The organism is Acetomicrobium sp. UBA5826, assembly GCF_002433005.1.
Lineage (GTDB): Bacteria > Synergistota > Synergistia > Synergistales > Acetomicrobiaceae > Acetomicrobium.
Genome location: NZ_DJHF01000015.1, coordinates 62,053 through 84,146 on the forward strand (window position 1 = coordinate 62,053; position 22,094 = coordinate 84,146).

19 protein-coding genes are annotated in these 22,094 nt (G+C 47.4%); 5 read left to right on the forward strand and 14 right to left on the reverse strand.

Annotated elements, in window-relative coordinates; translation table 11 throughout:
• Position 1 precedes the first annotated feature (1 nt).
• Genes B3N34_RS03905 through B3N34_RS03930 form a run of 6 tightly spaced genes read right to left on the reverse strand, consistent with a single transcriptional unit; the run spans position 2 to position 7,363 of the window.
• A complete protein-coding gene (locus tag B3N34_RS03905; RefSeq protein ID WP_286975131.1) occupies positions 2-1,093 on the reverse strand; it encodes a 4Fe-4S dicluster-binding protein in 1,092 nt (363 codons plus the stop codon).
• Between the two features lie 29 nt (positions 1,094-1,122).
• Complete coding sequence (locus tag B3N34_RS03910; RefSeq protein WP_286975132.1) at positions 1,123-2,106, reverse strand: ornithine carbamoyltransferase; 984 nt, start codon at positions 2,104-2,106, stop codon at positions 1,123-1,125.
• A 19-nt stretch (positions 2,107-2,125) separates the two neighbouring features.
• A complete protein-coding gene (locus B3N34_RS03915) occupies positions 2,126-3,331 on the reverse strand; it encodes a YgeY family selenium metabolism-linked hydrolase (protein WP_286975134.1) in 1,206 nt (401 codons plus the stop codon).
• Between the two features lie 34 nt (positions 3,332-3,365).
• Positions 3,366-4,841 (reverse strand): pyridoxal-phosphate dependent enzyme, encoded by a 1,476-nt coding sequence (locus B3N34_RS03920; protein ID WP_286975136.1) that lies wholly within the window; start codon positions 4,839-4,841, stop codon positions 3,366-3,368.
• A 28-nt stretch (positions 4,842-4,869) separates the two neighbouring features.
• Positions 4,870-6,117, reverse strand: coding sequence for a threonine synthase (thrC, locus tag B3N34_RS03925; protein ID WP_286975138.1), 1,248 nt, complete (start codon positions 6,115-6,117; stop codon positions 4,870-4,872).
• Positions 6,118-6,151: 34 nt separating this feature from the next.
• Positions 6,152-7,363: a YgeY family selenium metabolism-linked hydrolase gene (locus B3N34_RS03930; protein ID WP_286975140.1), complete on the reverse strand. Its 1,212-nt coding sequence runs from the start codon at positions 7,361-7,363 to the stop codon at positions 6,152-6,154.
• A gap of 138 nt (positions 7,364-7,501) precedes the next feature.
• Here B3N34_RS03930 and B3N34_RS03935 point away from each other — a divergent pair, with 138 nt between their 5' ends.
• Positions 7,502-8,395, forward strand: coding sequence for a LysR family transcriptional regulator (locus tag B3N34_RS03935; protein ID WP_286975142.1), 894 nt, complete (start codon positions 7,502-7,504; stop codon positions 8,393-8,395).
• Positions 8,396-8,582: 187 nt separating this feature from the next.
• Here the strand turns inward: B3N34_RS03935 and B3N34_RS03940 are convergent, their stop codons facing one another.
• The 3 genes from B3N34_RS03940 to B3N34_RS03950 form a co-directional block, all read right to left on the reverse strand.
• Positions 8,583-9,872, reverse strand: a complete 1,290-nt coding sequence (locus tag B3N34_RS03940; RefSeq protein WP_273002523.1) for a TRAP transporter large permease — start codon at positions 9,870-9,872, stop codon at positions 8,583-8,585.
• 40 nt (positions 9,873-9,912) lie between these two features.
• Entirely contained in the window at positions 9,913-10,494 is a 582-nt protein-coding gene (locus tag B3N34_RS03945; RefSeq protein ID WP_286975144.1) for a TRAP transporter small permease, read from the reverse strand.
• Positions 10,495-10,556: 62 nt separating this feature from the next.
• Positions 10,557-11,594 carry a DctP family TRAP transporter solute-binding subunit gene (locus B3N34_RS03950; protein WP_286975146.1) on the reverse strand — a complete coding sequence of 346 codons (1,038 nt, stop codon included), beginning with the start codon at positions 11,592-11,594 and terminating at the stop codon, positions 10,557-10,559.
• A 333-nt stretch (positions 11,595-11,927) separates the two neighbouring features.
• On the opposite strand from B3N34_RS03950, the gene purE reads away from it, so the two are divergent.
• Complete coding sequence (purE, locus tag B3N34_RS03955) at positions 11,928-12,449, forward strand: 5-(carboxyamino)imidazole ribonucleotide mutase (RefSeq protein ID WP_286975148.1); 522 nt, start codon at positions 11,928-11,930, stop codon at positions 12,447-12,449.
• Positions 12,450-12,523: 74 nt separating this feature from the next.
• On the opposite strand, the gene glyA is transcribed toward purE, so the two are convergent.
• Positions 12,524-13,798, reverse strand: coding sequence for a serine hydroxymethyltransferase (gene glyA, locus B3N34_RS03960; RefSeq protein ID WP_286975150.1), 1,275 nt, complete (start codon positions 13,796-13,798; stop codon positions 12,524-12,526).
• Positions 13,799-14,033: 235 nt separating this feature from the next.
• Between glyA and deoC the strand changes: the two genes are divergently transcribed.
• Positions 14,034-14,699, forward strand: a complete 666-nt coding sequence (gene deoC, locus B3N34_RS03965; protein ID WP_286975152.1) for a deoxyribose-phosphate aldolase — start codon at positions 14,034-14,036, stop codon at positions 14,697-14,699.
• A gap of 83 nt (positions 14,700-14,782) precedes the next feature.
• On the opposite strand, the gene B3N34_RS03970 is transcribed toward deoC, so the two are convergent.
• Positions 14,783-16,171, reverse strand: coding sequence for an alanine/glycine:cation symporter family protein (locus tag B3N34_RS03970; protein WP_286975167.1), 1,389 nt, complete (start codon positions 16,169-16,171; stop codon positions 14,783-14,785).
• A gap of 240 nt (positions 16,172-16,411) precedes the next feature.
• Here B3N34_RS03970 and B3N34_RS03975 point away from each other — a divergent pair, with 240 nt between their 5' ends.
• Positions 16,412-17,692, forward strand: a complete 1,281-nt coding sequence (locus B3N34_RS03975) for a B12-binding domain-containing radical SAM protein (RefSeq protein WP_286975155.1) — start codon at positions 16,412-16,414, stop codon at positions 17,690-17,692.
• Between the two features lie 7 nt (positions 17,693-17,699).
• Here B3N34_RS03975 and B3N34_RS03980 read toward each other — a convergent pair whose 3' ends face one another.
• Both B3N34_RS03980 and B3N34_RS03985 read right to left on the reverse strand, forming a co-directional pair.
• Complete coding sequence (locus tag B3N34_RS03980; protein ID WP_286975157.1) at positions 17,700-18,959, reverse strand: argininosuccinate synthase; 1,260 nt, start codon at positions 18,957-18,959, stop codon at positions 17,700-17,702.
• A 500-nt stretch (positions 18,960-19,459) separates the two neighbouring features.
• Entirely contained in the window at positions 19,460-19,795 is a 336-nt protein-coding gene (locus B3N34_RS03985) for a hypothetical protein (RefSeq protein ID WP_286975158.1), read from the reverse strand.
• A gap of 267 nt (positions 19,796-20,062) precedes the next feature.
• On the opposite strand from B3N34_RS03985, the gene B3N34_RS03990 reads away from it, so the two are divergent.
• Positions 20,063-20,983 carry an MBL fold metallo-hydrolase gene (locus B3N34_RS03990; RefSeq protein WP_286975159.1) on the forward strand — a complete coding sequence of 307 codons (921 nt, stop codon included), beginning with the start codon at positions 20,063-20,065 and terminating at the stop codon, positions 20,981-20,983.
• Here the strand turns inward: B3N34_RS03990 and B3N34_RS03995 are convergent.
• The gene (locus B3N34_RS03995; RefSeq protein ID WP_286975161.1) at positions 20,975-21,511 is read right to left on the reverse strand and encodes a hypothetical protein; all 537 of its coding nucleotides are present in this window, start codon (positions 21,509-21,511) and stop codon (positions 20,975-20,977) included. The two genes, B3N34_RS03990 and B3N34_RS03995, sit on opposite strands and share 9 nt — an antisense overlap.
• Positions 21,512-22,094 lie beyond the last annotated feature (583 nt).

Consider the following 22,094-nt stretch of genomic DNA (forward strand, 5'->3'; position numbering starts at 1 on the left):
TTTAAGAAAGCGTAATGGCGCCGACCGGGCAGCGCGTGTAGCAAAGCCCGCATCCAAAGCAGGCATCGGTAGTAACGCCCGCTTTGCCGGAAGAGCCAACCTTTATGGCGTAGTAGACGCAGGACTCCTCGCATCTGCGACATCCTATGCACTTTTCTTCGTCTACGCTCGGAGTTACCTTGACAAGAGGCTCTTTCCTGGAAGACCACTTCTTGGCGGTCAAGCCCTTGATTTCATCTAAGGATGAGTAGCCATGTTCGTCGAGCCACTTCGACGTCTCCTGAGCAATCCTCTTGAAGGCCTTGGGACCTTCGAGGATCGCCTGCGTGCATATCTGCACCGCCGACGCTCCTGCCATGAACATTTCAACGACATCTTCACCGCTCGATACTCCTCCCACACCGATAACGGGTATGGAGACAGCACGAGACAGTTCAAAGACATGTCGAAGGGCGATTCCCTTTATGGCAGGCCCTGAAATCCATCCGTAGCCTGTGTCGCTTCCCATGTAGGGAAGGCCAGTCTTTAAGTCTATGCGAAGGGCAGGGCCGACGGAGTTAATGGCAGCCAAGGCGTCAACGCCCACTTCCTCAAGCTTTTTGCCGAGTTCAGCCAGATCGGGGACTCCCGGGCTTACCTTTACGATGATCGGCTTTTTGGTGGCCTTCCTTGCAGCCGTTACCGTGTTTAACACGGGAGTCAGGTCGCGGCCCACGTAGTGAGTGGAAAGCTCGAAGGCGTCGGCAAAGGGTTCGGTCTTGGGAATGAGATCGGTCAGCTCTTCGGCCGTATATCCTAGGCCCACTATTATAGGCACGGGAAGGGCAGATATCTTGCCGTATTCCTCCTTCAGCCAGTGTTCGGGAGAATGTTCGGACCAGAGCTCGGTATTTATGAAGCTCTCCTTAAAGGCGGCCATACAGGGACGGGGTACGTCAGCTGCCTTAACAGATATGGTCTTGGTAACGACGCCACCTGCTCCCCCCTCCACCATCCTCTTTATGGTCTCGTAATTTCTCGAAGGAGGTCCCGCAGCTATTATCAGGGGATTTTCGAACTCCATCCCCGCTATCTTCACCTTTAAGTTTGCCATTTTTGCCTTCTCCTCCTTTAATCTTATTTTTACTTTCCGCCCATCGTCAGGGTCATGACGGCCTTGGCCGTGTGTATCCTGTTTTCGGCTTCGTCGAATACTATGGAGTGAGGCCCGTCTATTACGCTGTCTTCGACCTCGTTCTTGCGATCTGCCGGCAGGGCATGCATGTACATGACATCCGGGTCGGCCAGGCTCATCATCTTCTCGGTGCACTTCCAGTGCTTGTTAGCCTCAAGGCGAGGATTGATGACAGCAGGGTCGGGGTTCGTCACCCAGTCTCCCCAGTTTTTGGGGATGACGACGTGAGCTCCCTCGTAAGCCTCCTCCTGGTTGTGAGTGATCTTTAAGCTTCCGCCATTTGCCTTGGCGTTTTCCTCTGCCTGCTTTATGGCCCAATCCGGCAGGTCATATCCTTCCGGATAGGCAAGCGTCACGTCCATGCCATACCGCGGGAAAAGAAGGATCTGACTCAGTGGCACCGATATGGGTTTTTTGTGGGTCGTGGCATAAGCCCAGATTATCGAGACCTTAAGCCTCTGGGTATCTTTAACCTTTTCTTTGATGGTCATCAAGTCGGCCAGCACCTGCATGGGGTGGTAAAGGTCGCACTGGAGGTTAATGACCGGCACTGTGGCCCATTGAGCCATCTCGCGCAGGTACTTGTTTCCTATGCCCCAGAAGCAGTTCCTGCAGGCTATGCCGTGCCCAAATCGGGAAAGTATTATGGCCGTGTCCTTGGCCGATTCCCCGTGGGCAATCTGCATTGTGCTGGTATCCAGGTAATTCGCATGTCCTCCGAGCTGGGCGATGCCCGCTTCCATGGAATTTCTCGTCCTCGTCGACTGTTCAAAGAACATCAAAAATATGGTCTTATAGGAAAGATAAGGCGTCGGAACTCCCATGGCGAAATGTCTTTTAAGCTCAAAGGAGACGTCTAAAAGGGTATCGATCTCTTCCTTGGTCCACTCCTGAAGCGTTATAAAATGCTTGTTATGAAACTGCGTCTGCATAATTTTTTACCCCCTCACACTAGCTCTTTAGATTTGAATATACGTAAGGCACGGCCGCGTAAAGGGCAGCAGCCTTCACCAGCTCGTCCTTCCAGGTTATTTCGTTTGGAGCATGAGCCTGGTCCTCATGTCCCGGGCCAAAGCCCACGCAGGGAATGCCGTAACGGCCCATTATGGAAACTCCGTTAGTGGAAAAGGTCCACTTGTCGACAATGGGATCTTCACCGAAAAGTTTTTTGTAGGATTCAACGACGGTCCTGCAGGCAGGATGGTCTTCTTCTACCACCCACGTGGGGAAGTAGCAGTCCGTGGGATAGACCAACCTTGTCCAGGAGGGACGCGAGTAGGAATAAAGGGACACTTCAGCGCCGCTGGCCTTAACGGCAGGCAGCCTCCTAACCTGTTCCAAGGCTTCCTGCCAGGTCTCTCCGTGGGTCAGGCGCCTGTCAATGGAGATGGTGCAGCTGTCGGCGACAGCACACCTTGACGGTGACGTGAAGAAGATCTCGGAAACCGTTAAACTTCCCTTACCCAAAAACTCGTCGTAAGCGAGATTTTCGTGGAGGGCTCGAAGCTCAAGTATAATGGGAGCCATCTTATATATGGCGTTTATGCCCCTTTCGGGTGCGGAGCCGTGGCAGGACACTCCTTTGGTTGTAACCTTTATCTCCATCCTGCCGCGCTGGCCCCTATGGACCTTACACGACGTCGGCTCGGTAAGAAGGACGAACTCGGGCCTTATCTTGTCTTCCTCGATGATGTACTGCCAACATAAGCCGTCGCAATCTTCTTCCTGAACGGTTCCTGTTATTAGCACCGTGCAATCACCAAGCAGCCCGAGCTCCTTCATTATCTTTGCTCCGTAAACCATGGAAGCCATTCCACCCTTTTGGTCGCTTGCGCCCCTTCCGCCAATGACTTTTTCGTCCTCGTAACCCTTGTAGGGATCGAACTTCCAAAGTGACGGGTCTCCCACGTCGACGGTATCAATGTGGGCATCCATGGCAACCAGCCTAGGGCCGTTTCCCACGTACCCGAGGACGTTTCCCATGGGGTCTATCTCCACTTTATCGAAGCCCACATGTTCCATCTCCTGGGCTATCCTTTTTATCACCGCCTCCTCGCCCGAGCTTTGGCTTGGAAGGGCAACGATGTCCCTCAAAAACTTGCTTATGCTGGCCCTATAACCCTCGGCCTTGGATAAAATTTCCTTGCTAAGTTCCACGTAGATCCCCCCCTAACGCGCCTGTTTTAATCTGCTATTCCAAATCCCTTAAAAGTCCTGTTCTCTCGTTAAACTTTCTTATGAGATCGTCGATCTTTGGAGCCATATTGTGTATGCCGCCCCAGTAGTTGTCGTAATCGAACCACTGGGCGTTGAGTTCGTCGACCGATTTGCCCTGTTGCTCCACCCATGTGTAGTACTTGAGGTTATGGATGCGGAACCTGTCATAGTAGGAAAGCTCAAGCATCCAATCGGAGGTCTGAGACAGCATGTGAACGTAGTGATCCTTCTCCGCCATGCGCTCGTCATAAGGACCTTCGCGGTCACTCATCTCCTGGATCCTTGAGCGGTACATGTCGGCAGAATCAGTAAAGACGGTGAAAACCATGTCATGTTCCGTCAATCCGTAGTACTTTGCCATCTTGATTGCGCCTATTACATTTGCGATGCCGGAGATACCAAGAAGTGCTAAGTTATCGATGACTTGAGCGGGAACGCCGATTGCCCTCAAGTAATTTCTTCCTGCCTCCTCGTTGAAAAGCCTAAGCAGGCGCAGGCAGGATTCATCGTCGATGTCGATGACCATATCGGTATTTTTAACGTTATGGATCCAGGGGACGTGTTTGTCGCCGATGCCTTCGATCCTGTGGTCGCCGAAGCCGTTATAAAGGAGCGTCGGGCACTGCATTGCCTCACCAACGGCGATCTTACTATCAGGATAAAGGGTCTTCATATAGTCGCCGCAACCAAGCGTCCCGGCCGAGCCGGATGTTAGCACGACGCCAAAGTACCTTCCTCCGGAAGCTGCCAGTTCATTAACCACTTCTTCCATGGCATGTCCCGTGACCTCGTAATGCCACAGGTGGTTTCCAAACTCCTCGAACTGGTTAAATACAACTACGTCCTCCCTGGTGCGCTTTAATTCCCAGGTCTTGTCGAAGATCTCCTTGACGTTGCTTTCGCCTCCGGGCGTGGTTATGACCTCGCCTGCGACGCTTTTAAGCCATTCAAACCTTTCCCTGCTCATGCCTTCGGGAAGTATGGCGATGGAGTCGCACCCCAGAAGCTGGGCATTGTAGGCTCCGCCCCTGCAGTAGTTTCCGGTAGAGGGCCATACGGCCTTTTGCGAGGTCGGGTCAAACTGTCCGGTGACCAGGCGCGGAACGAGGCAACCGTAAGTCGCGCCTACCTTATGTGCCCCCGTGGGAAACCACTTGCCGACCAAGGCTACTATCTTGGCCTTTACCCCGGTTATCTCAGGCGGCATCACGAAGTAGTTGACCTTGCCAAATGTCCCGCCTTTCTCCTTGGGCTCGTTCTTCCAGGTTATGCGAAAAAGATTAAGGGAATTTACATCCCAAAGGCCTACACTTTTAAGTCTTTCCTTAACAGCCTGTGGGATCTTGGCCGGGTCTTTCATCTGTTCAAAGGTCGGAAGGATGATGCCCCTCTCTTTCGCCCTTTCGACTGCCTTTTTCAGTATCTCTTCATTGACGGTAAGGTCTATCAATTTCGCTCTCTCCTTCTGTTTGTATATTTTAATTTGCAGATCCGATAATCCTGCTTACCGCTTCAAGGGTTGGTTCAACTGCGTATGGGCTTCCGGCAGCCCTTTTTGCGCTTTCGGAGTCCTTCAGGCCGTTTCCGGTAACTATCACAGCCACACGTTCATGGCTGCCCAGTTTGCCTGTTTGGGCGTATTTAAGCAACCCTGCAAAGCCCGTAACGCCTGCGGGCTCGCCGAATACCCCACTGGTGCGGGCCAACAACCTCATGGCCTCAAGTATCTCGTCGTCTGACACAGCGACCATATCGCCACCGGAGTTTTTGACGGCCCTAAGCGCTTTGGCCCAGTTTCGCGGTTCGCCCACGGCTATGCTGTCGGCCAACGTGTTGGTAGGTTTCTTTTCGATGACGTCTTTGCCCTCTTTAAAGGCCTTGTATATGGGGCAAGCACCTTCTGCCTGAACGCCTATCAGCTGCGGGATTTGGCTTATCAATCCGATTTGTTTTAAGTCGTAAAAGGCCTTGTAAAAGCTGCTTATTATGCAGCCGTCGCCTACCGAGACGAACACCTTGTCGGGCAGGTCGAAGGACAGCTCCTCGGCCAGCTCAAGCCCGCAGGTCTTTTTGCCCTCCACCAGATAGGGATTGATGGCGCTGTTTCTGTTGTACCAGCCGTAAGCATCTATAGCCTTCACGGCGAGCTTAAAGGCATCCTCGTAGGTGCCTTTTACCAAAAAGACTTTGGCCCCGTAGATCAAAAGCTGAGTCACCTTGTTTACCGGGGCCTTCTCGGGCACGAATATGTAGCAATCAAGGCCTGCGACGGCAGCACATCCGGCCAGAGAGCTTGCAGCGTTACCGGTAGAGGCGCACGCTATGGACGTAGCGCCCTTTTCTTTAGCCTTTGCCACGCCGATAAAGCTTGCCCTGTCCTTAAAGGAAGCAGTTGGGTTTCTTCCGTCGTCTTTTATCAAAACCTGTTTAACTTTCAGTTTTTTTGCCCAATAGATGCTTTCGTAAAGAGGTGAAGAGCCTACTTTCAGGTTTGGGAAAAAGGTCGGGTCATTTATGGGAAGAAGCTCAATGTAGCGGGAGATGCTTCTTTCTTTATTTTCGGCTAAAGCCTCGGTCGTAAATTTCCGCCTTACCTCCCCGTAGTCGTACAATACGTCCAATGTCCCGTCGGGCCCACAATCCGGACAGGTAAAGACGTCGCTTTTTGGGTCGAATTCCTTTCCGCAGAGCACGCACTTTAGTTTATCCGCTGAAGCCACGATCATTACCTCCTAATCTTTTATCTTTAAATTGTAAAAACTACGAAGCATCGAGATAGGACGCGGCTATAGCCGTATATCCCTGAGTGGCTTTGACAAGCTGCTTGATGTTCACTCTTTCATCTTTTGTATGAGCTAGCTGTTCCTTGGATGGACCGAAGCTAATCGTGGGGATGCCTTTAATCCCGCCGTAAAAGCAGCCATTCGTCCCAAACCCGGATTCGGAAAGGGAAGGCTCCATATCCAAGCAGTGCAACCCTCTCAAGGCCCTTTCGATCAATTCTTCGTTTTCTCCGAAAAACCAACCCGGGGCGAAATGCTTCACCTTGATCCTCTTTCCCGTAAAACACTGCACATAATCCTCAGCCACCTTTACGTCAGCCTGGATATCCGGGTCTATATCACGTGCCAAAGATATCAGGCGTGCCACTTCTTCCACTACCCTGCTTTCCGCCTCGCCGGCCAAAAGCCTCCTGTCGAATGTGGCCACGCAGTTGTCGGGCAAAACGCTCGTTCCCATGGATGGGGCGGTTGACAAATCGGTCAGGACCATGATCCCGTCTCCAAGTAAGTAGTGGCGGGGCGGCAGGAAATGCTGCTTTATAAACGTGAGGAGAAAGACCATCTTTTCGGCTGCATTGACACCTGAAAGAGGAAAAGAGGTGTGAGCGCTTTTTCCCTGGGCTTCGATGACAATCTCCGCCCTTCCTCTTTGGCCCCTTTTGATGTTTAAATTAGACGCTTCTCCGATCACAACGCCGTCGGGCTCGAAGATCTCGTATACTTTAGACGAAGCTACACCTTCGGCAACCTCTTGGTTGACGACGCAAGCGACGGCAAGTTCGCCATAAAGAAAATCGGAGCACTTTTTAAGTTCACTGCCGGCGATTATCATCGCTGCTAAGCTGCCCTTTGCGTCAACCGATCCCCTTCCGCAGATATGGCCATCGATGACCGTCCCCCCGTAGGGGTAAAAGGACCATTCAATGGCATCGCTAACGCCGACGTGATCCATTTGCGCCTCGAAGAGAAGGCGCCTTCCTCCGGGATTAAACGCAATCTTTCCGACGACGTTTCCCATCTCGTCCATAATTACCTCATCGTAACCAAGCGACAGCATGAGATCGTGGATATAATAGGCGATCCTTTCCTCCCTGCCTGACGTACTGGGGATGGATACCAACTTGGAACATAAATCCGTTATAGTTTGAGGTGAGACTTGTCCCGCAATCGCTTGAACGGTTTCCTGCACCAATACACTAACCTCGCCATTATGGGAATCATTTGTTGATCTTTATTATAACTGATATTCTATAAGTTACAATTAATAAATATTTTTGATATACTTTAGGCATGTCTTATACAAATGATAAAGGGGGAGATCGATGAGATGACCCTACAACAGCTAAAGACCTTTCTCGCCGTTTGCGAGGAAATGTCCATAACGCAGGCTGCCTTCAAACTTTTCATCACTCAGTCGGCCGTAAGCCAGCAAATAAAGGCTCTGGAGGAAGAATTCGATATTAAACTTTTCGAAAAAAGGGGCAGGCGTCTTTGTATTACAGCGGAGGGCAAGATTTTCCGGGATAGCGCCAAGGAGATCGTTGAAAATGCAGAGCATATAGCAGAAAAGCTCAAGGCCAGCAAAAGCCTGGAGGTGGGGAAATTAAACATAGCCAGCACCCATCATTTGGCACAGTATCTTCTAATGAATCCTCTCTTGGAATTTCATAAAAGCTATCCAAAAATAGACCTGTCCCTCTACACTCTCGATGCTAGCGAGATAAAATCCGCCGTCGAATCCAAAAAAGTTGACATTGGCTTCATACCCGATGGAGCTGCCGTCTTTTCTCCTCACTTAAGAATTACTAAAATATACGAAGATCGCATGGCCTTAATAGCCTGGCCAGGACATCCGTGGCGAGAAGAGGAAAAAATAAAGCCATCACAATTATCGGGGGAGCCCCTTGTATTCGCATCTACGCCCTCAAGCATTAACGAGATAGCCCTCGCCTTTTTGAAACGACATCACATACATATCGATACCGTCATTGACGTCGGTAACATCGATCTTCTGAAGGAAGCGGTGAGACATCGTGTGGGAGTGGCACTGACGAGCAAGCTCGCGGTCCGGGAAGACATCAGCCAGGGAAGCCTTATCGAGCTTCCCCTTTCGGGAATCGATGAATTGAGCTTTAATTTCCTCATGCTAACCCACAAAGAAGAAGAACCGAGCTATCCCTCCTGGGCCTTTCAAAAAATCTTGAAGGGATATCTGCCCTAATTAAAAATTGTTATAATTATGTCGTAAACACGGTTATTACAACCCTTTACCGCCACGTGGAGGTAAAATTAGATGGGGAAACACAAGATAAAGATATTCATGGAAAAACCCTACACGGCAACATGCTGAACATCTTACCAGTATCGGGACGAGGAAATGCAAACCTTCTCCCGAAGGGACCTTCGAGCTAGTTCGCGAAACCAAACAGCCTGGGCAAGAACAAGGTAATTCCAGGGATAAAAGTAATGATAACTAAGGCTATGTAAACGACTACTATATAGGGGAATATCTCTTTGCTAAGTTGCTCCAGAGTAATCTTGCTTATACCACAGGCAACGAACAGGCAAGCTCCCACGGGCGGTGTCATGAGAGCTATGTTCAGAGATAGCACCATGATGATTCCAAAGTGAATAGGATCAAAACCTAAACTAACCGCTAAAGGATGCAGTATTGGCCCCAAGATGATCAAGGCAGCTGTAATATCCATGAACATGCCTATAAACAACAGGATCAACAAGATCATTGAGATAACTATCCATTTGTTAGTGCTGATACTCAACATTAAAGTTGCAACCTTTTCGGGAATTTGCTCCATTGTAAGAACCCAACCTAAAATCGTAGCCGTGGCTATTACCAGAAACACCACGCCAGTCGTTCGTGCCATTTTCATGCATAGAGGCCAAAGATCCCTATAGGTTATATTTCCGTAAACGAAATGTCCAATTATGAAGGCATAGGCAACTGCTACTGAAGCGGCTTCCGTTGGAGTAAACAAACCACTCAAAATGCCTCCTAAAATTATAACAGGCATTACCAATGCAACAGCCGCCTCCTTGAAGGCCTTCCAAATTTCACCAATCGTTGCCCTGCGTTCCCCCACCGGATAGCCTCGCTTTTTCGCTATTCTAGCAGTGACTATCATCTCTACGGCAGCTATTAGCAGACCAGGGATGAAACCCGCCAAAAAAAGACCTGCTATTGAGACTTGCATAAAAGCTCCGTATATTACCATTATATTTGACGGTGGGATCGTCGGCCCAATAATTGATGAAGCTGCTGTAACGGCAGCAGAAAAATCCTTATCATAACCTTCCTTTACCATTCCGGGGATCAACATCGACCCAATGGCTGCGGTATCACTAACTGCTGCTCCTGTTATGCCGGCGAAGAAAATAGATGCGACTATGTTGGCATGGGCTAAACCGCCTCTCAAATGGCCGACTAAGACGTTGCTAAACTTCACCAAACGGGAGGTTATTCCCGATTTATTCATTATTTCACCTGCAAGGATGAAAAAAGGCATTGCCATTAAAGTAAACATATCTACACCAGCGAAATAGCGTTGAGGAACTAGGTACAATGCTGAAGGAATCCCAGTTTTCAGCATTCCCAAAAGACCAGTTACGCCAAGGACAAAGCCAATCGGCATGCCAATTATAATGAAAATAGCGAACAAAATGGCTATGTAACTCGTCAAGTTAATCTTCCTTTCTTTATCATGATCATGTCAAGATTGTTCAAATATCTAGTTTTTCTTCCCTTTTTACAGCATCCAATACTTCCTCGGACATCAAGATCTCCTCTATATCTGATCTCTTAATGTCGAGAAACATTTTGCAGGCCAAAAAAACCATACAAACAATTGAACTTACTGGTACAGCCATCAACCACCATTTCATTGTCGTATTTAACGCGCTTGAAATTTGATATTTCCCCTTGTCCGCCATTATAAAGCCATATTTCGTCAATACATATAAAAAATAAAATACCAATATATTTGAAAATAATACTATCGCTTTGGCTATTTTAATGGGAATTTTCTTAATAAAAAGAGTTACCCCCACATGCTCATGTCTCCATATACACAATGCAACTGAAAGTAATGCCATCCATATCATCAAGTACCTTGACAATTCCTCGGTCCAACCGAGAGGCGTTCTGAGCAAATAGCGAAAGAACACGCCTAACAAAACTGTAACAGTCATAGCAATGGAGAAGACGAACACTGGCACTGAAACTATTTTCTCTAAGAGATCTCCTGCCTTGCTTATAACTTTAAAGAAGTCAATATTGTTTTGAGTATTTGATTTATCAGTCATTTAGTCCCTCCAAAATATTTCAATGGAGAGCAAGGACGCTAACTTGCTCTCCACGGTTATGTTTAATCTTCTGCCTCTTCAATAGCTTTTAAATATTTCTCCGCCAATTCGACTCCTTCGTCCTTAAACCTCTTTTCAATGAATTCCATCATACCTTCCCTTCCTATACGCCTAAACTCCTCCAAAGATTCAGGAGAAAGGACGTTCACTTCCATACCGGCCTTAATCAGTGTCGGTAACCCCTTGTCTGAGGCCTCTATAATTCTGTTAAGCCCTCTGCCCGAAACATTTGCTTCTCTTGCCGCTCGATCCACTATCTCTCTTTCTGTTTCGCTTAAGGAATTATAGAAATCTTTGTTCATCACCCAACAATAAGGACTGTATAAGTGATTCGTAATCGTTATGTATTTTTGAACCTCATAGAGCCTTCCGGTGAGAATGATGGGAATTGGATTATGTTGTCCGTCCACCACGCCCGTTTGCAGGGCAGTATAAACCTCAGCCCATGCGACAGGAGTCGGAGCAGCCCCATAAAGCCTCATCAATTCCTCATGTGTTGGAATAGTCATGGTCCGGATCTTTAAACCCTTCATATCTGCTACGCTTTTAATAGGTCTTTTGCTGTTCGTTATTTGGAAAAATCCTCCCGATTCGCCAAAGCCAAGCACCTTATATCCAGTATTTTCCTCAATATCTTTGGCAAGATATTGGCCAAAAGGACCGTCAAATACCTTCCACGCCACCTCGTAATTGGGCAAGGCGAAGGGTATGTCCAATATGCTATAAAGGGGATAAAAAATGGCTATTCCTCCAGCAGAAGCGATGTAGCTTTGAACCACTCCCAATTGCACCTGCTCCATGGTCTCGCGCTCGTTGCCCAACTGCCCGGCAGGATAGATCTCTACTTTTAATGCACCGCCGCTTTCCGACTCTACGATGTTTTTGAATACAGCAGACATGGCCGCAGTGGCAACTTCAAAGGGTTGTTGGGGGTTGAGGTGCGACAGCTTTATTACTTTTTCTGCCCCAAAAGCTACCGACGAAACAAACAGAAACACAAAGGCTACCATAAGAACGACACATTTTCTCTCAGCTTTCATGATTTTTTCCTCCCTTTCTCTGTTTTTAATTTATCCTTCAACTTACGTCAATTTCCGAGCAAACAGTATAGACCAGATTTCGTGAAATAAATTTCAGACGTTATCATTTGTTAATGTCTACGATGTATCATATTAATACGTCTAATCCAACAAGCTTTACACAAATATAACATTCTTTCACATTATATTTGAATATACGACAAATTACAAATGGCTTTTATTTTTGATATACTTTAGACTAAACTTATCATTTAAAGTAAAGTCAAGGTTGTCGTTTAACATTTTTTCAAAAAAAATTACACTTGCAAAACTACCGACTAAGGAGGACTTGAAATGGACAAACCGCTAATAGGCATAGTGATGGGGTCGGACTCAGATGTAGAGCGCCTAAAGGGCGCTTTTGACGTATTGAAGGAGTTGGAGGTTCCTTTTGAAGTCACGATAGCTTCAGCTCACAGGACTCCAAAGGACGTGGCAAACTACGCTAAAACGGCAAAGGACCGGGGTATCAAGGTAATTATAGCCGCAGCCGGGCTTTCAGCTGCTTTGCCGGGTGTTTTGGCCGCCCATACGACGCTTCCCGTCATAGGCCTCCCGTTGGAAGTGGGCCCATTAAAGGGCATGGATGCCCTGCTTGCCATGGCTCAAATGCCTCCGGGAATACCAGTCGCGACCGTGGGGATAGGACAGGCTGTCAATGCTGCCCTCCTTGCGGTTCAAATTCTTTCCCTTCAAGATTCCTCATGCAGCAAAAAGACCACACAATACCGGGAGAAGGCATCAAAGAAAGTATCAACGGCACGAGACACTTTGACCGAGCTTCCTAAAGCTCCGCCAGAGGCATTTTTAGGCTAAGACCTTTATTCAAAAACTGGCCTACACCCTCATCGGCGCAGGCCAGTTTTTTCGCCAAATCCTACAAATATCTTTTAAGCCCAAGGATTGCTCAGTTCCGGATAAAGCGGGAAGCGGTGAGCAAGCTCCTTGACCTCGCGATAAACCTTTTCTTTTTCGCTTTCGTTGTCGGGATTGGACAAGGCTCTGTCGATTAGGTCGGCTACGAGCTCCATCTCCTTTTCTTTCATTCCCCTGGTCGTTAAAGCAGGAGTTCCTATGCGAATGCCGCTTGTCACCATCGGCTTTTCGGGGTCAAAGGGGATCATGTTCTTGTTTACGGTGATGCCCACGCCTTCCAAGACTTTTTCGGCATCCTTGCCCGTTATATTTTTGCTACGCAGATCCACAAGTATCATGTGGTTATCCGTGCCTCCCGAGACGAGCCTGAAGCCTCGCTCGCTAAGGCCCTTAGCCAAAGCCTTTGCGTTGGCAACAATCTGCTTGGCGTACTCCTTGAACTCGGACTGCATGGCCAGATGGAAACATACCGCTTTGGCTGCTATCACGTGCATGAAAGGACCGCCCTGGATGCCCGGGAAGACCGTTCGGTCCAGCTGCGCACCATATTTTTCCTTGCAGAGGATCAAGGCGCCCCGCGGACCGCGCAGTGTCTTATGGGTAGTCGTGGTCACAAAATCTGCATAAGGCACAGGGCTGGGATGGGCGCCTCCTGCGACAAGCCCGGCTATGTGGGCCATGTCGACCATCAAAATCGCGCCTACTTCCCGGGCTATATCGCTGAAACGTTTGAAGTCTATGAAGCGCGGGTAGGCACTTGCGCCGGCGACAATCACCTTGGGCCTGTGTTCCTTGGCCAAAGCCTCGACGGCTTCGTAATCTATAGTCTCCGTATCGGGCTTTACTCCATAGGGAACGATCTTATACCATTTGCCCGTAAAGTTCAAAGGATGCCCGTGCGAAAGGTGACCTCCCTGATCCAGGTTCATGGCAAGGAGCGTATCGCCCGGCTCCATCACCGAAAAATAAACGGCCATGTTGGCCTGGGTGCCTGAGTGAGGCTGAACGTTTGCATGCTCCGCCCCGAAAAGTTCACACGCCCGCTTTATGGCCAACTCTTCGATGTTCTCCACATATTCGCAACCGCCATAGTATTTTTTATGAGGGTATCCTTCTGCGTATTTATTGGTAAGTACCGAACCCTGGGCTTGAAGGACCGCCAATGAGACGAAGTTTTCCGAAGCAATAAGCTCCAATCCGTCGCGTTGTCTGGATAATTCGCCTTCCATCATCCCGCAAACCGTGGGATCCGCCTGGGATAACGATGAGATCAAGCTCTTTTCTATCATTTTTCTCCTCCTTGACAAAGGCTTTTGTTCTGCTGTCCTCACGGGACAGCAGTGTGCACTTTACATATTATTTTAGAGCTTTATTCTTTAAGAAGCAATTCATTATACCTTTCGTTCTACATAATAAAAAACTTATGACTATGATTTGCCTAAAAATCAGCCCCCACACTCCAACAAAAAAGGTAAAATCGATCACGCAAGGGTTATAAGGATAACATCGGGGAGGAAAAGAATAATGACAAAAGACGAATTTGCAAAATATATCGATCATACGAATTTAAGTCCTAAGGCTGCGCATTCGGATATAAAAACTTTATGCGAGGATGCCCTTCGATACAACTTTGCCGCCGTTTGCGTAAATCCCTGTAGAGTGGGCTTTGCAGCATCGTTTCTTGAAGGTTCTAGCGTAAAAGTCGCTTCCGTTGTGGGTTTTCCCTTGGGAGCAACCTTCACTGAGGCCAAAGCACTTGAAACTAAATATGCCCTAAGAAGCGGCGCATCCGAGATAGATATGGTCATAAATATCGGAGCCCTGAAGGATGGGGATGACAAATTTGTCATAAAAGACATCTCCGCCGTAGTAAAAGCCGCTGACGGCGCTATGGTAAAGGTTATACTTGAGTGCTGCTATCTGACGGATGAAGAGAAAGCGAGAGGCTGCCGGCTGTCGGTCAAAGCGGGAGCAAATTTCGTCAAAACCTCTACAGGATTTGGAAGCGGCGGAGCAACGATAGAAGACGTGATGATCCTTCGCGAAAATGTACCAGCAAACATAGGGGTTAAAGCCGCCGGAGGAATTCGCGATTTTAAAACCGCTTACGCTTTTATAAAAGTTGGTGCAACCAGGATAGGAACGAGCAGCGGACCTCAAATAATGTCCTCTTTTGATCCTTTGGTTTAAGAATTGCCGGTTGCAGTCGCCATTTAAAAGATGTCTGCAACCGGCAATTCTTAGTTAAAACTTGGTGCTTTTGTTAATATAAGCTACTCTTTTCTGGCATAAACGGGCTCTCGCTCCGGATTCAACCTCAATTGATTTTCGTAATCCCTGAAGACTTTGACGACCATTCCCGAGAGACAAATGATACCAACGAGGTTGAGCAGGGCCATCAAACCGTTGAAGAAATCGGCCAATTCCCATACCAGAGGCACGGAGCTAACAGCTCCAAATATTATCATTCCCAAAACCCCGAGCCTGTAAATTAAAAGCATGATATTGCTGCCGGACCCGGAAAACAAATACATCAGATTGCTTTCTCCGTAGTAGTAATTTCCCAATATCGATGTCCAGGCAAAAAACATAAGAGCTATACTAATAAAGTAGGGACCCCATGAGCCCACGACCGTCTGCATGGAAGTTTGGGTCAGCTCAACACCAGTAAGCCCGCTGGAAAGCTGTCCTGAGAGCAGAATGAACATTGTAGTGGCCGAACATACTATTACAGTATCGACGAAAACACCGAACATGGCGATAAAGCCTTGGCGCGCAGGATGTTTCACCTCGGCTGTAGCATGGGCATTCGGAGTAGAACCCATTCCTGCTTCGTTAGAGAAAAGTCCCCTTGCCACTCCATATCTTAAAGCCTGTGCCACGGTATGTCCCATTATGCCGCCGGCGACCTGCCTCACCCCAAAGGCGCTCTTGAAGATGAGGGAAATAATGGCGGGTATTTCCGTAATATTAATTATCATGGTAACCAAGGCAATGGCTATATACATAATTGCCATAAAGGGAACCACAATTTCCGCCACCTTCGCTATCCTTCTCAGCCCTCCAAAAATTACCACTCCGGTTATTATTGCCACAACTATCCCAAGGTAAAGTTCGATGTTTACTGCTGAAGATTCCTTCAGGAAAGCACCTCTTACTCCTGCAACGATCGAGTTACACTGCACCGCATTGAATACGAAGGGCATGGCCAGGATGATGCTTATGGCAAAAAGGACACCCATCCACCTTTGCCCAAGGCCCTTTTCCAAGTAATAGGCCGGTCCGCCACGATATGTACCGTCTGCGTTTTTAACCCTGAAAAGCTGGGCCAAGATGGCTTCGGCAGAAATTGTAGCCATGCCTACCAAAGCCGTAATCCACATCCAAAATACGGCTCCGGGCCCTCCTGAGACCAAGGCAGTCGCAACTCCGGCGATGTTACCCGTACCCACTTGCGCTGCCAAACCAGTGCAGAGGGCCTGAAAGGAAGAAATGCCCTTCTCCTCCGCTTTTCTGCTTCCCAATAACACCTTAAACACATGTCCTATATGGCGTATTTGAGGGAAGCCCAGGCGAACCGTGTAGAAAACGCCCGTTCCTATCAATAGCCATATCATCAAACTACCCCATAAAATTCCATTCGCCGCCTTTACAAGCTCCATCAACAAAGCCAACACCTCCAAACTATAAGATAAATGACATAAACGCCGCTTTTTTATTTTAACTACTACGAAAATTTGAGCAACTTTTTAACCGTATACAACCACTAAATCAGGCGAGATCGAGCTCCTATTTTTAGAATGGGTCTCTTGCAGTAAATTAAAATAGCTTGAGGCACGATCTGATATACTACTTATATGGGTGACTTCACTGCATTTATAAAAGGGCTGGAAAATAAGAAGGTGCTGGGTATAAACCCTCCTGTCTTCGATTTTGCCTTTTTCGACTTCTGGGCAAAACCACTGGGGTTGTTATACATTCTGGAATACCTTCGTCGCAGGGGCAATACCGTAAATTTGATCGACTGTATTTACGAGGGAAGGGATAAGCCTAAGTCATACGGACGCTACAAACCCAAAAGAAGGGAAATAGGAAAACCCCTGCCCTACAAGGCCATCCCCCGTCGGTTTTTTCACTTTGGAATGACGAAAGAAGAGCTGGAAGAAAGGCTTTCCGCGATAGAGCATCCCGATATTATCCTCATGACCTCCGGCATGACCTATTGGTATCTTGGCGTAAAATGGTGTATCGAAATCGTAAAAGGCATTTTCCCCGATGTACCTTTGCTGTTGGGTGGCATATACGCCCAACTATGTCCCGATCATGCACAAGGTCTTGGCGCAGACGGAGTCCAAACGACGCCGCTCGGCGTACCCTTCTTCCGTCCTGCATTGGATTTGTACGATACTCCAGAGTACGGGATTACGATTACCTCCATCGGCTGTCCTTTAAACTGCAAATATTGCGCCTCCAAAAGGCTTTGGCCAAAATACAGGAAGCGCAACGTTGACAAAATTATTGACGAGATATCCTTTCAGGCCGGCATGCGATCCGTTGGAGATATCGCCTTTTACGACGACGCGCTCTTACTGGACAAGGAAAGACACTTCTATCCCCTATGCGATGAACTCAAAAAAAGGCATGGCCACCTGCGTTACCACACCCCAAACGGATTGCACGTGAGGGAAATCGACGAAGTTTGTGCCCGCTATCTTTACGAAACAGGCTTTAAAACTATACGGTTAAGCCTTGAAAGCACCGACCCTTCAATACAAAAAGCGAGCTCCGACAAGGTTCATGATGATCAATATATAAGGGCCGTAGGAAACCTGTTTAAGGCAGGTTACACTCACGAGGACATAGAAACCTATATTCTGGTGGGTCTTCCCGGACAGCAATACGAAGCTGTAGAGAGGGCAATCCTTTTTGTAAAATCCCTGGGTGCGACAGTTAAGCTAGCGGAATACTCTCCCATACCCGGAACGCCCATGTTCGACGAATGTGCCAAGATTTTTCCTCTACTGAAAGAAGATCCTCTATACCAGAACAACACCGCATATTGCGGGTATATGACACCCGATATAACACAAATAAATCTGCAAAGGCTAAAAAATCTGGCCAAAAATAAAATAAGGGACGGGGTCAAGGCTTCCATTAGACGCGACGACCCGCCCCTGATTTAAAATCTTTCTAGCCTTTTTGGTTTGAGCTTATAGGCTCCTTTTCTGAAGAGGCCTCACATTGGCATGCGGGTTTTTTTGACCCATGGACCTGTTTCCACGTCACAACGGGCAACCCCCAAATGTTTATGAAGCCTACAGCAGCAGAGTGATCAAAGCTATCTCCCGTCGAGTAGGTAGCTAGATCGTCAACGTAGAGAGAATTGGGGGATTTAAGGCCAACTACCGTGCTTTGTCCCTTATACAACCTAACCCTTACGACTCCATTGACGACCTTTTGCGCCTGATTGAAGAAGGCGTCTAAGGCGTCCCTCAGGGGAGAAAACCAATAGCCCACGTAAGCCAGCTCGGCGTATTTCAACTCCAGGTCCGCCTTAGCAGCTATTACATCCTTCGCCAGGGTCATCTTCTCCAATGCCTTTTTGGCCTGAAGCAACACGACAGGCGCCGGGCATTCGTACACTTCCCTGCTCTTAAATCCCACAAGCCTGTCTTCGATCATATCTATTCGTCCCACTCCATGTTTACCGGCTATCTCGTTCAGCTTAGCAATCAAGGTAACGCCGTCCATCTCCTCGCCGTTCAGGGCCACAGGCAGGCCTTCTTTGAAGGTTATCTCCACGTATTCCACTTCATCGGGAGCATCCCAGGGATCCGCCGTGAGCTTAAAGGCATCGGATGGCGGCTCCGTCCAGGGATCTTCCAGAGGACCACACTCAATAGCCCTACCCCACAGATTATCGTCGATGCTGTAGGGGCTTTTCTTCGTGACGGGAACGGGGATTCCATGTTCTTTGGCGTAATCTATCTCGTCATCCCGGGAGAAGTGCCAATCCCTCACCGGTGCGATTACCTTAAGATCGGGCTTCAGGGCCCTTGTGCAAATTTCTATGCGGACCTGGTCTTGACCCTTTCCCGTGCAACCGTGTGCAACGGCGACAGCTCCCTCGATTTCTGCTATCTTGGCAAGATATTTGGATATCAGGGGCCTGGAAAGAGCGGATGTCAACGGATAGGTACCTTGATACATGGCGTTAGCCTTCAGAGCAGGCCATACGAAATCCTGGACAAACTCCTCCTTGAGATCCATAACATAGGCATTACAAGCACCGGTCAGAAGAGCCCTCTCCTTGCAGGCCTCCAAATCGACTACCTGTCCGACGTCTGCAGTAAAGGTTACGACATCATACCCTTGATCCATGAGCCACTTTATAGCGACTGAAGTATCGAGCCCTCCACTATAAGCTAAAACCACTTTACCTTTATACATTGCAATTCCTCCTTAAATTAAATATATTCATAAATAAAAAAGGCCCGTCCCACTTAAGGGACGAGCCTTTAATTGCCCGCGGTACCACCCTTATTGGCTAGGACCTTTTGGTCCTGCCCTCTTGCCGGCCTTTTGTCGGAGGCCACCCGAGTTCCTACTTGGTTTTAACCTTTCTTCGGAACTGGCTCGGGGACTCTCTTCGGTCCGGCTTCACTCGNNGAACGCTCTCAGCTTATGCATCCCCTCTCTGTCGACGAGCACAGACCTACTCTTCCCCTCATCGCCCTAATATCGGACAACTGAGCGGAACAAGGTCTTATACGTCTAGCTCGTCTTATTCGAAGAGATGTCAACATCAACATTCCACGCTCCTCAATGAACTTTAGGTTAGTTAACCAAATATTATAAGATTTGTCAATAGGTCGAGGGCTATATTTCAAATAGTGTGGAGACATTTCTGTGGCAAGAACCCCAACATCGTATTTTTACATAGACTGGACCTACCTCAGATTGACGAAGAGTAAATCCAGGGGAGGTTTTGTAGCAAACGGTATGGTCAAGAGATATTTTCTGCTTTCAGAGACTGTTTTTAACCCTAAAGACATCTCATCAGAGCCGCAAACTTTCCCTCTGCTGTCCATTTCATCTGTTTCATTGATACGCCCCCTTACTTGCGTTCCCATAAGAGAGTTCTTCAACCTTTCATTTACGATATCATCCTCTACACTTTGAGGGTATCCAGCTATAACGAGTGCGGTATATTTTATGCTCTCAGAGGGCCAGCATATTCTTCTCAAGATGTCCGTAACCTTCGGTTCGAGCCTATCTTGAGACACTATGGCAGCTGCTCCTCTTATCAGTCCGCCTAAAAGCAATTCATGTTTTTATTTTCCGTCCGCCAGTTCCTAAAACTCCTTGCGCATCTTTTGACCTGTTAGTATCCTTTTTTGTTGGGTGGTCTCTCAATGGAAGGTCACCCGATTTTACAGAAAGTATAAAGATATATTCCTTTATTTTAAGAAGGTGATTAAAACGATCCATGGCACTTTACGTTCATTATCAATTAATTCCAGAATAAAGAAACACATCATTGGGGATACAAGTTGGTATACAATAACTTTGCCAGTCCCTTACCCAGTAAGACATGTAAATGTCCATGTTACTTCAGATCCACGTTAGTTGACACTGGAACGTCAGATGAAATGAGCTTGAAGGCTTTATTAAGAAGCTTAGATATGATCGATATAAAACCTAAATATTTATTCTTAACGCACGCTCACCCTGATCATTGCGGAAGTGCTTCCATTTTGGAGAAAATATACAACCTTGAGGTAATATCTTCTTTCAAAACTGCGAGGGTGCTATATGATTACGCCAGAGGGAAACCAGATTATAGCATGATAGTTAATTATTTCATGAAACAAGGTGTCCCAGAAGAAGATTTAGAATTCATTATGCGGGATTTTTTTTGGTGGACAAGGGAAAAGTGCTTTCCGAGACGCATAGTAGAACTTATGCCACAGGAAAGCTGGAAAGGTTTTAGTATCATTGATGCTCCAGGTCATTGCCTGGGAGCCAGCTGCCTTTATGAACCCAAAAATAAAATTCTCTTGGCAGGAGATCAGATTATCGATGGAATTACGCCACATATCGGATATGAAGATGATTGGGATCCTCAAGAAAACCCCCTAAGAGACTATTTGGATTTTATAGAAAAAGTAAAGGAACTGAGCCCTGGGCATATCTTTTCCGGCCACCTTAATTTGATTTCCAACGTGGATAGGGTGATATGTAGTATTATAGAACATCACAAAACACGCTATAACAAAATCATAAGCATTTTAAGCGATGGGAGAGAGCTCTCGACTTATGAGATTTCAAGAATACTCTTTCCAAATGTCTTGGATGCTATTAATTTAAGGCTTTCTATTTCTGAAACCATGGCGCATCTCCAGTATTTGTTTTACAGGGGATCTCTTCAACAAATTATAAGAAATGCCAAAGTATACTATCGATTAAATTAGCTCGAAATTATTAGATGGAGTGAACAAGTAGGCATAGTGTGCAAGATATTGAAGGGATGTGCCGAAATTATCAAATGCAGAAGCTGGTTTCAATTTGGCAATTATGCACACGATTTCGAGGTATTTGTCACAGCTGATAGTTATGACGGTACCTGCCAAATTATCCACATCGAGCCAATTGTTGCATACTACTATTTCGCTTCCATCTTTCTGAGTAAATGACCAATTTTGCCCCAGCTCTGGAGTAGTCTCATCGGCTGACATTGCCCTTATGATTCCAGCTTTTACCCGCGCTTCTATTGCACTAGGCAAGCTCTCAACTGTAAGAGTTGTGCAATTATCAAGCTTTAGTCCAAGGCTTTCGAGATATGGGGGATAGAGCGGAGCATGACTTGCGGATACTGCTTTAATCAGATCGGAAAACGAAACAACAGTATAGTTCTCAAGAAGCCTTGCCTTAGCATACTGCCACTCATATGCAATGTCCGTATGATCAAGAACAGTGATTGGACAATAATACGCAACCATTGCAAACACATCATCTGTTGTTAGCGTGCTCTTGCCTTTGGCGTTTATGCCAGCGGCCCCAATCTCCTCCAGGTATGGATAGTAATCTGGGCTGTTACCGCTAGCCGCGACCGCTACAGATAGACCACCACCGGAGCATAACCTGGATACGTCTCATCCGCTGCAATAAGTCTGTGGCTCTGCATGCCGGCTCTACAAGTGATATATCCAGCTTTCAATGCAGCACCTGTATTGTCGCTGTCAGTATTGCTGACGAATTTGTCACCTGGTTTCATGGCTTCACTTACTGGACCATTCATCCAGAAAGTGTTCTGTATTTGTGTATTTGCAGGATGATAGCTGTATCCTGATCTTCAGCTGCGCCATCGTGCACATAAATGTTCATTTTCTGCCATGCATAAACATCTTCAACTGCTCTATTTTGCCAGCATGGAAAATTCTGGTGGTAAGAATCACATTTCTCACCCAAATGAGTTATGCTGATCCTTACCACCTTCATATTTTGGTTCAAATTCCCACGCTAAGGATTGCGGAGCTTGAATCTTACTCCCTCTTTGTTTTTTCCAATCTTGTCCTTGCCCGC